Below are 9,781 nucleotides of genomic sequence, written 5' to 3'. Positions count from 1 at the left end.
GCTTAGGCCAGCGAGATCAGGTCCTGGTACTCCTGGCTCCACAGGTCTTCGATGCCGTCCGGCAGCATGACCACGCGCTCGGGCTCGAGTGCTTCCACGGCGCCCTCATCGTGGGACACCAGCACCACGGCGCCCTCGTAGTTATGCAGTGCGTTGAGGATCTCGCGGCGCGAGGCCGGGTCCAGGTTGTTAGTGGGCTCATCGAGCAACAGCACATTCGCCGACGACGCCACCAAGGTTGCCAACGCCAGTCGCGTCTTCTCGCCGCCGGAGAGCACGCCGGCGGGCTTGTCGACGTCGTCGCCCTGGAACAGGAACGAACCCAGAATGGTGCGCACCTGGGTGTCCTGGAGCTCCGGTGCGGCGGACTTCATGTTCTCCAGCACGGTGCGGCTGGTGTCCAGGGTGTCGTGCTCCTGCGCGAAGTAGCCCAGCTTGAGACCGTGGCCGGCGACGACCTTGCCGGTGTCCGGTTCGGCCTGGCCGGCGAGCATGCGCAGCAGCGTGGTCTTACCGGCACCGTTGAGGCCGAGGACCACCACGCGGGACCCGCGGTCGATGGCCAGGTCGACGTCCGTGAAGATCTCCAGCGAGCCGTAGGACTTGGAGAGCCCCTCCGCGGTGAGCGGGGTCTTGCCACAGTCGGCGGGCTTGGGGAAGCGGATCGCGGCAACCTTGTCCTGCTGGCGCTCGCCCTCGAGCCCGGCCATGAGGCGCTCGGCACGGCGAATCATTTGCTGAGCCGCCACGGCTTTGGTGGCCTTGGCGCGCATCTTGTTGGCCTGGTCCATCAGGGCCCCGGCCTTCTTCTCCGCGTTCTGGCGCTCGCGCTTGCGGCGGGCCTCGTCCTGTTCGCGCTGCTGGAGATAGTTTTTCCAGGACATGTTGTACACGTCGATCACGCAGCGGTTGGCGTCCAGGTACAGCACTTTGTTGACCACCATGTTCATGAGCTCCACATCGTGGGAGATCATCAGCACGCCGCCCTGATAGTTCTTGAGGAAGTCGCGCAGCCACACGATGGAGTCGTGATCCAAGTGGTTGGTGGGCTCGTCCAGGAGCATGATGTCCGCGTCCGAGAACAGGATGCGGGCCAGCTCCACGCGCCGGCGCTGACCACCGGACAGCGTGTGCAGTGGCTGTTCGAGCACGCGCGTGGGCAGGTCCAGGTTGCTCGTGATGGTGGCGGCCTCGGACTCGGCAGCGTAACCGCCACCGGCGAGGAACTCTGACTCGAGACGGTCGTAACGTCGCATGGCCTTGGACCGCACGGCGTCGTCATCGGAGGCCATGTCCTGCTCGGCCTGACGCAGCTTGGCAATGACCCCGGCCAGGTCGCGAGCCGAAAGGATGCGGTCGCGAGCCAATTGGTTCATGTCGTCGACCTTGGGGTCCTGCGGCAGGTACCCGATGGTGCCCGAGCGGGTCACGTCACCGGCGGCCGGCAGGGCCTGGCCCGCGAGCACCTTGGTCATGGTCGTCTTACCCGCTCCGTTACGGCCCACCAGGCCGACCTTGTCCCCGCGATCCACCCGGAAATTCACTTCGTCCATGAGCAAGCGAGCCCCGGCGCGCAATTCGAGGTTTGTAACGGTGATCAAGAGGGAGAGGCCTTTCCGAAGACAAGAGGGGGCAAACGAGATGCCCCGAACCTGCGGGGCACCGACCCAGTCTAGCCGCGGTAGCCCGCTGGCTGAACTAGACTCCGTGAACATGAGCGAAACCACAGGTTCCCCCCGGAAAATCAACTCCTTCGACCTGGCCAACATCGCGGTTTTCGCCGCGCTGACCAGTGTCCTGGCGTTGGCCCCGGCTATCCCCGTGGGCGCACTCGGAGTCCCTCTCACCCTGCAGACGCTCGCGGTGTTCTTGACCGGCATGATCCTGGGTGGCTGGCGCGCTTTCCTGGCCATCGCGCTGTACGTGGTGGTCGGCCTGCTGGGCGTGCCGATCTTCGCCGGCTTCGTGGGCGGGCCGGGTGTACTGGCCGGTCCCTCGGTCGGTTACCTGCTCTCGTTCCCGTTTGCCGCCGCGCTGGTCGGGTTCCTGGCCCACCGTTCCGTTCGTGAGGAACGCGTACGACGCCGCTCCGGCTCCACCTCCGCCACGCCCGACAAGCGCCGCGGGCTGGGTATCAAACTCTTCCTGGCAGGTGTGGCCGGACTGATCCTGTCCCACGTGCTGGGTGTCATCGGCATGATCCTGGTGGGTGGCCTGAGCCTCAACGCCGCAGTGATAGCGGACCTCGCGTTCATCCCCGGCGACTTGATCAAGGCCGCTGCCGCCGCCCTGATCGCGGTGGCCGTGCACCGTGCCTTCCCGCGCATGGCCGGAGCCGTTCTCTAATACATGACGCGCAAGTCCGGATCTTCACGCTACGACCCCCTGGTGCCCGAAGCATCCCCGGGGTCGCTCTACTGCGCCAACGTGACCCTCACCGTGGACTCCCCCACGGGACCGTTCACTGTGCTCGACCGTGTCAGTTGTGAGTTCAGGGAACCGCGCACCGCGGGGATCGGTCTCAACGGCTCCGGTAAATCCACCCTGCTGCGGCTGTTCAACGCACTGGTGGTGCCGCAATCCGGGGTGGTTCGGGTCAACAGCATCGACCCCGTGGCCTTTCCGCGGGAAGCGCGTGCGGCAGTAGGTTTCGTGTTCACGGATCCCGCGTCGCAGATTCTCATGCCCACTCCCATTGAGGACATCGAGCTGTCCCTGCGCCGCCACGTGCCCGATCGGCGGGAACGCACCGAGAAAGCCATGGAATGGTTGGTTCGCATGGGATTGGAGCACAGGGCCCACACAGTGTGTTCGATCTCTCCGGCGGTGAACGGCAGCTCGTGGCGCTATCCGCGGTCCTGGCCGCCGAACCCCAGGTGCTCATCCTGGACGAGCCCACCACCCTGTTGGACCTGCGGAATCAGCTCAAGCTCATCGATCTCTTGGACAACCTGGGGCAACAGCAGCTGATCAGCACCCACGACCTGGATCTGGCGTCCACGGCACAGCACGTGGCCGTGGTGCACGAGAGCCGGATCATTGCCCAGGGGCCGCCGGCCGAGATGATCCCCCAGTACAAGAACTGGTGCGCCAACGGCTTCCCGGATTGGCAGTCCCTGTGAGGCGGAAGGTACGCCGCGACGACCTCCTGGGGACCTACGTTCCCGGGCGGTCCCTCCTGCACCGTTGTCCCCTGGCGCTGAAGGCCATCCTGATTTTGGGACTGTGCATCACAGTCATGCTCCTTCGCGACTGGCAGTTCTCGCTCGCAGTTCTGGCGCTCACGGCCTTGGCATCCGTGGTGAGCGGGCTGGGACTGCACCGCTGGGCGGCGTCGTTGCGGCCGCTATTGCTCCTGGTGATTCTGCTGGGCGGTTACCACCTGATCTTCAACGGACCGGCACGGGCCGCGTCGATCGTGCTGTCCTTGCTCGCGGTCGTCAGTCTCTCGCGATTGCTCATCAGCACCACGCCACTCCCCCGACTCATCGACGGCCTGGTGTGGCTGTGCACCCCACTCTCGTGGTTCGGGGTCAACACCGAGCGCATCGGCCTGGCCGTCTCGCTCATGATCCGGTCGGTCCCCTGGCTGTTCGGTTGCCTGGGCGAACTGCGCGACGCCGCCACCGCCCGCACCATCCGCGCCAACCCCGTCCGTCTGGTCACCCCCGCAACCATTGCGACCGTGAACTACGCGCATCAGACCGGTGAGGCGCTCGCGGCCCGCGGGTTGGATTAGCGCGCCGCCCGCACCGTCCCACTATCATGCCCTGATGACTTGGGTTCCTTATTGGCGTGGGGCGCGAAGGTGAGCCACGCGAAGGAGTCCCCGAGCGACGTCGTAAATTTCCAACGCGCGACACGACCGGAAATGCACGAGTGCGACTTATGCTTCCCTCATGAGTTTCAATGACAACTCGCGACTGGATACGTCGCAGGTAGGATCCGGCGGCGGACGCGGTGGCCGTGGCGTGGCGGTCGGTGGTGGCCTGGGCGGCATCATCCTGCTGGTCGTGGCGGGTTTGCTGTTCGGCCAGGACGGCATCGACATGGTGACCGGCGGCGGCCAGCAGCAACAGCAGGGCTCGATCACCAGCGTGGAGGAACAGGACCGGGAGCTGGCGGAACGCTGCCAGACTGGTGCCGACGCCGATCGTTACGACGACTGCCGTCAGATCGCCACCGTCAACTCCCTCAACGAATTCTGGGGTGCCTACTACCCCGAAGCCACCGGCGAACGGTACCAGCGCCCCGGTGTGATGCTCTACGAAGGGGTGGAGCAGTCCGGTTGTGGTCAGGCATCGGCTGCGGTGGGCCCGTTCTATTGCCCGGCCGACACGTCCGTGTACCTGGACGTGGGATTCTTCGACCAGATGCGTGAGAGCTTCGGCGCGAGTGCCAACGCACTGGCGCAGGAGTACGTGATGGCGCACGAGGTCGGCCACCACATCCAGAACCTGCAGGCAACTTGGTATTGCCCAACAGGACCCGCAGGTGCCGACTCCGGTGCCGTGCGGGTGGAGCTGCAGGCCGACTGCTATGCCGGCATGTGGGCCCACCACGCATCCCAGCCCGGCGGCAGCGTGAGCTTGGAACCGATCACCAAGGAACAGCTTGCAGACGCGCTCAACGCCGCGGAGGCCATCGGCGACGACCGGATCCAGGAGACCACCCAGGCCGCGCCAACCCCGAGTCCTTCACCCACGGATCCTCCGCACAGCGCCAGGCATGGTTCCTGACCGGCTACCAGACCGGTGACATCAAGCAGTGCGACACGTTCCGCGCGCGCAACCTGGATCGCCCGGCGGGGCTGCAAAGCTAGTCGTTGCGTGGTTTGTGACGGCGAAGCACTCGAATTGCTTGTGCCATAAGTGTTCCGCCGATAAGAACCATGCCGATGCAGGTCAGCCAACCCCATGGTTCGGGTAGATACATTGCCAGGAACCATACCCGCACGTCGTGGTTGCCAGTCACCTTGAAAATAACTGGCACTAATCCCTGTGCAAAGAGGGCGAGCGGTCCGAGGACGAAACCACCGAAGATCAGGACAAGGTCCTTGCCCGTTGCCACCGACTGGTCATCCGACTCCATATCGGCTTTCAACACTTCCGGCACGGATCGCCCGGAACGCATGAGCAGCAGCAATTCGGGGGCGGTCCGCTCCAACCGGGCAGCAGCCGCCCGGCCAAGTCCCACGGTCGCCAGTACACCTGTGGTGATACCAGCCAGCACTCCGGCCCACTGCAGGACAGGGTTTTCCGTTCCGGTTCCCCAAAGCACCACGCCGAGGCTGGGCAGCGGTAGCAGACATGCGGCGAAGAAGACCAGGAAGGCGACACCGATGCTCTCCGATCCATCAACCGGGTTGTTCTTTCGCTTGTGCGGATCTGGACCGGGCTCCGGCGCGACCACCGACGCGAATGCAATCAACCCGGCACCTACACCAAGGGTTGCGGTCACAGCGGTGAGCGCCCAGGGCCAAGCCCAGGTCAGCCCACTCCAAGCGGTGAACCCGACCGTGACGGCAATGGCGATGGGCCCGTACACCATGAGATACGCCCATTGCCGCGCCCAGACATCGATTCGCTCGGTGCTCGTGAGTACTGTGATCCAAATCCCCGTGCCGTCGAACGAGTACATGTTGGCCAACCACGCAGCCGCCATGACAGCGATGAGCGTACCGGCCCACGGCAGCAGCTGAACCGCGCCGAAGGACAACGGCAAGACGCCAGTGAGTACTCCCCAAGTGACCGGCGCGGAAACTGCAGCGATACGGGCGGGATCCCGCCACCAGCACCGCAGCTCTTTATCTAGGATCGCGGTGAACGGTCGGGTGAGGGGACCCCGCCGCGACGTCGAACGTCTTGCGAATCCCCGAACGACCGTGCGTTCGCCTCGGGCGGCGCTGAGCGTCGAACCCCACGCGGCGAGTAGGCCCATGGCCAGGACCAGCATCGACGTGACGACGATGAACGCCCACAACCAGTCGCCATTGCCGGCCGCTTCCAGGGCAACCAAGCCCCACCCGGAAGGCGCCCAGCGCAACACGGACGAGACACTTGACGGAAAACCGTGTTCCAAGAACCCGGAGACCATCAGGCCCACCAGCACCATCCAGCCAGACTGGATGAGCACCAGGACGGTGGCCAGTACTGCTCCGTTCAAGGCCGCGCCCGCGCGAGCACGAGCAAGACGGCCGAATACTACGTGTACAGCCCGTGAGATCAGCATGATAACGCAGACCTGTATCACCGCCACGGGTAATGCCAGGAGGAGAGGTCCGATGCCCAATCGTGCACCGTAGACGACAAGACTGAAGAACAACAGAACCGTCACCGCCGAAGCAAGCCCCACGAATCCGGCCGCTAGAAGCCCCGCCGCAAGACGATGCCTCCCAATCGGTAGCATCGTCACATACTCCGGGCGCAAGGGTGGCGCGGGCGACATCAAAGGTCCGACTATCCAGCCGATGAGCCAGGTGATGTAGGCGGCCCCGAGCAGGTCAGCGACGATCGCAGGCTCCGAAAACGCGGCAACGACCACCGTGCCAAGGGCAATGCATGTTCCCACTACAGCGCCGCTCCACGCCCAGAATGCCCGCCCGCCGGTGATCTGGTTACGGGTCAGCGCGAGTTTCAGCCGGACTAGGTCCCCAACCATGACAACGTTTCGGGTCCGCCCGAATGGGGATCTACCAGCGCGACGAACGCCTCATCCAAGGTTACTTTTCCGCGTACTTGTGCGAGGGGGCCACTGGCCACAACTCTGCCGTTGGACATCACCGCGACCGTGTCGCAGAGCTCTTCAACCAGTGTCATGACATGGCTGGAAAGTACGACGGAGCGCCCTTGCGCCACCAGCTGCGTCAGGATCCTTTTCAGTGTCACAGCCGATAAGGGATCCACGGCCTCGAAGGGTTCGTCAAGCACCAACAACCCGGGGTCATGCAGTAGTGCGGTGGCCAGCCCAATTTTCTTTCGCATGCCAGTCGAATAGTCCACCACGAGGGTCCGCTCGGCATCGACCAGGCCCATCATGGTTAGCAGCTCCTGCGCCCGAGCATCCACTAACGCAGGGTCGAGCCCCCGCAGACGACCCAAATAGGTGAGTACCTCTCGGCCCGTCAGGAATTCTGGCAACGCCAATCCGTCAGGCAGGACGCCGAGCTGCCTCTTGGCGTTCAATCTATCGCTCCACACATCCGACCCCAGCACCACTGACGTGCCCGCGTCCGGGCGCAATAGTCCGACGGCCATCGACAACAGCGTCGTTTTGCCTGCCCCGTTCGGGCCGACCAGCCCAAAGAACGAACCGCGCGGCACATGTAAATCCACGCGGTTTACCGAGACTTTCGATCCATAGGACTTGTGAAGTCCGCGAATAGATAGGGCAGGTTCGTCGGTTTTGTTCATGATCCTGGTTCTGCCCGCCGAATCGGAGCCAACCCATCCGACTTCTCTTCGGCGTGAAATTCTCGGATCAGCCGGGCAACCAACTCGGGTTTCTCGACGATTAGGCCGTGAGTCGCGCGAGGGACCACAGCGAGCTCGGCATCTGGAACCGCGTTGAACATGGCGAGCAGGTGGTCGAACCTGACTTCATCGTCGTCTCCGACGAGGATGAGAGTTGGGACCCGGAGTTCATGAAGGTGCTCGACAGTGTAGGTGGGTTCACGCTGATGCAGCTCGTGGGCCTTCCGCACCACGACCGGCCAATGCTCACCGCCGTCGGGCGATACCTCGGCATACGCGTCTGCCAAGAATGCCGGCGGCTCGCCGTCGAGCACGCCCGTCAACCACCCGTCTCGATGAAAGGCTGCGCCCCCGAATACAAGTGAACGAACGAGATGGGGATGGCGCAGTGTGAGAGCTAAACCGACGACGGCGCCGTCGCTCCAGCCAAAAATGTGAACTGGCTCAGTCACCGATGGTGCGATCACGTCTGCGATGCAGTCGGCCATGTCATCGAATCGCCATTCACCTTGAACGTCACGCGAGCGGCCATGGCCCGGCCGGTCGACCAGGATGCGACGGTATCCGCCGAGTTCCGCGAGCAACGGTTCGAGGGAACGAGAATCAGTATTGCCAGGATGCAGCGCTAACAGTGTCGGACCGGAACCGCGCTCCTCGAACCAGGGTGTTAGTTCGGTCACACTCACAGGATACCGCCACGAGCTATAAAGAGCACTGGTCATGATCGGGGCCATACGCCGCGCCCGCACTATGGGCCCCCCTACCGGGCTGTGAAGCAAACCCGCTCCAACCTCACGTACGGCCGGTCTCATGAGCCCACATCGCGAGTTCGACCCGATTACGTGCGTCGAGCTTGCGCATCAGGCTGGCCAGATGGGTCTTGACGGTGCTGGGGCTGATGTAGAGATCCGCGGCGATCTCACTGTTAGTTCGGCCCTGCGCCACCGTGACGAGAACTTCCTCTTCACGGGAGGTCAACGGTTCAATCGGTTGCGCGGGCGACTCCGGCTGAGACCTGGCAAACGCCGTCAGTAGGCGCACGGTGACGCTTGGAGCGATCAGCGCCTCACCGTCAGCTGCGGCATGGATTGCCTGAGACAGGAGTGCAGGTCCGGCGTCCTTGAGCAGGAACCCCCGGGCACCGGCCTTCAACGCCCCGAGGACGTATTCGTCCAGATCGAACGTGGTGATCACAACGATCGGCAGGGGGTCGGTGACCTCCGGTCCGGCCAGCTGGCGCGTGGCTTCGATACCGTCCATGAGCGGCATGCGGATATCGAACAGACATACGTCCGGGTGCAGCTGACGCGCCAGGTCCACCGCTTGTCGTCCGTTGGTGGCGGCACCCACGACCTCGATATCGGGCTGGGCGTTCAACAGCATCGTCAGGCCGGTGCGCACGATGTCCTGATCGTCGGCAATCAGTACCCGGATGGTCATTGGGGACCTCCCCCTTGGGGCAGCGTCGCTTCAACTCGCCAGCCACCGTCCGCGCTCGGACCGGCGTGGAATGTGCCACCCAGGAGCTTGGCGCGTTCGCGCATACCGACCAGGCCGTAGCCGGACGGGCGCTGCCGGCCGTGCTTGGAGCGCCGTCGTCATCGACCGTCAGCTGCACCCGCTCGACGTCACCCACGACCCGCACGGAAACCCGCGTTGCGTAACGGGCGTGCCGTCTCGCGTTCGTGACCGACTCCTCGGTCAGGCGGTAGAGCGCGGCCCCGACCGCGGGACTGAGATTGTCTAGATCGCCGGACAGCTCGACGTCGATCTGTGGCCCGCCCTCGGTTTCACCCGCGAGTTGCGCCAGGTCAGCCACGCCCCGGCGTGGCGCCAAGTCCGCGCCCTCAGTGGTGCGCAGGACACCGACCATGCTGCGTAACTCGGTCAAGGTTCGCGACGCGGCGTCCTCAATGACGGCGAGGACCTCAACGGCACGCTCGGGGTGGGACGTGGCGACGGCACGGCCGGCCTGGGCTTGGATGACGATCCCGGAGACGTGGTGCGCGACCGTGTCGTGGAGATCCCGTGCAAGCTGTTCGCGCTCCCGAGCTTTGGCCTGGTCGATGTCCCGGGCACGCGTATACGCGTAGTAGCGAATGGCAGCGCCCAGGGCGGCGGCGAACAGGAAGAAAGCGAAGGCAGCCACCGCATCTGGCGTGCTGGTCGCGTCAGCGACCCTGGGACTGCTGCACGGTTAGGTGACAGGTTGTAGTCACGCCGCCAGTGCGACGGTCGTGTTCATGATGGTCTCGAACTCGATGGGCGTCAAACGGCCCAGACGTGCCTGACGCCGACGCCGGTGATAG

7 protein-coding genes and 3 pseudogenes are annotated in these 9,781 nt (G+C 64.4%); 4 read left to right on the top strand and 6 right to left on the bottom strand.

Annotated features, from left to right (window positions below; all coding sequences use genetic code 11):
- Positions 1-2: 2 nt before the first annotated feature.
- Positions 3-1,601, bottom strand: coding sequence for an ABC-F family ATP-binding cassette domain-containing protein (locus YO9_RS0115255; RefSeq protein WP_016998277.1), 1,599 nt, complete (start codon positions 1,599-1,601; stop codon positions 3-5).
- Between the two features lie 112 nt (positions 1,602-1,713).
- On the opposite strand from YO9_RS0115255, the gene YO9_RS0115250 reads away from it, so the two are divergent.
- The 4 genes and pseudogenes from YO9_RS0115250 to ypfJ all read left to right on the top strand — a co-directional run bounded on the left by YO9_RS0115250 (position 1,714) and on the right by ypfJ (position 4,822).
- Positions 1,714-2,346, top strand: coding sequence for a biotin transporter BioY (locus tag YO9_RS0115250; RefSeq protein WP_223286682.1), 633 nt, complete (start codon positions 1,714-1,716; stop codon positions 2,344-2,346).
- Between the two features lie 3 nt (positions 2,347-2,349).
- Positions 2,350-3,122: pseudogene (locus YO9_RS21820) on the top strand (energy-coupling factor ABC transporter ATP-binding protein).
- Entirely contained in the window at positions 3,119-3,739 is a 621-nt protein-coding gene (locus YO9_RS0115240) for a CbiQ family ECF transporter T component (protein ID WP_016998273.1), read from the top strand. The pseudogene YO9_RS21820 and the gene YO9_RS0115240 overlap by 4 nt, the downstream one beginning before the upstream one ends.
- A 160-nt stretch (positions 3,740-3,899) precedes the next feature.
- Positions 3,900-4,822 (top strand): annotated as a pseudogene (gene ypfJ, locus YO9_RS0115235) (KPN_02809 family neutral zinc metallopeptidase).
- Here the strand turns inward: ypfJ and YO9_RS0115230 are convergent.
- From YO9_RS0115230 to YO9_RS21815, 5 genes and pseudogenes are all read right to left on the bottom strand, one after another.
- The gene (locus tag YO9_RS0115230) at positions 4,819-6,231 is read right to left on the bottom strand and encodes a hypothetical protein (protein ID WP_223286681.1); all 1,413 of its coding nucleotides are present in this window, start codon (positions 6,229-6,231) and stop codon (positions 4,819-4,821) included. The pseudogene ypfJ and the gene YO9_RS0115230 overlap by 4 nt on opposite strands.
- A 413-nt stretch (positions 6,232-6,644) precedes the next feature.
- On the bottom strand, positions 6,645-7,412 hold the full coding sequence (locus tag YO9_RS0115225) for an ABC transporter ATP-binding protein (RefSeq protein WP_031273464.1): 768 nt from the start codon (positions 7,410-7,412) through the stop codon (positions 6,645-6,647).
- Entirely contained in the window at positions 7,409-8,158 is a 750-nt protein-coding gene (locus YO9_RS0115220) for an alpha/beta fold hydrolase (RefSeq protein WP_016998270.1), read from the bottom strand. The genes YO9_RS0115225 and YO9_RS0115220 overlap by 4 nt, the downstream gene beginning before the upstream one ends.
- A gap of 106 nt (positions 8,159-8,264) precedes the next feature.
- Positions 8,265-8,912 carry a response regulator gene (locus tag YO9_RS0115215; RefSeq protein WP_016998269.1) on the bottom strand — a complete coding sequence of 216 codons (648 nt, stop codon included), beginning with the start codon at positions 8,910-8,912 and terminating at the stop codon, positions 8,265-8,267.
- A gap of 469 nt (positions 8,913-9,381) precedes the next feature.
- Positions 9,382-9,621, bottom strand: a pseudogene (locus YO9_RS21815) (histidine kinase); the annotation flags it as partial.
- Positions 9,622-9,781: the final 160 nt, after the last annotated feature.

Source organism: Kocuria atrinae C3-8 (assembly GCF_000286355.1).
Lineage (GTDB): Bacteria > Actinomycetota > Actinomycetes > Actinomycetales > Micrococcaceae > Kocuria > Kocuria atrinae_A.
This window is presented reverse-complemented; position numbering and strand designations above follow the sequence as displayed.

Bases quoted from the DNA above. Each gene is read 5' to 3' on its own strand.
- YO9_RS0115250 (WP_223286682.1), top strand. From the start codon at position 1,714: ATGAGCGAAACCACAGGTTCCCCCCGGAAAATCAACTCCTTCGACCTG.
- YO9_RS0115225 (WP_031273464.1), bottom strand. From the start codon at position 7,412: ATGAACAAAACCGACGAACCTGCCCTATCTATTCGCGGACTTCACAAG.
- YO9_RS0115215 (WP_016998269.1), bottom strand. From the start codon at position 8,912: ATGACCATCCGGGTACTGATTGCCGACGATCAGGACATCGTGCGCACC.
- YO9_RS0115230 (WP_223286681.1), bottom strand. From the start codon at position 6,231: ATGCTGATCTCACGGGCTGTACACGTAGTATTCGGCCGTCTTGCTCGT.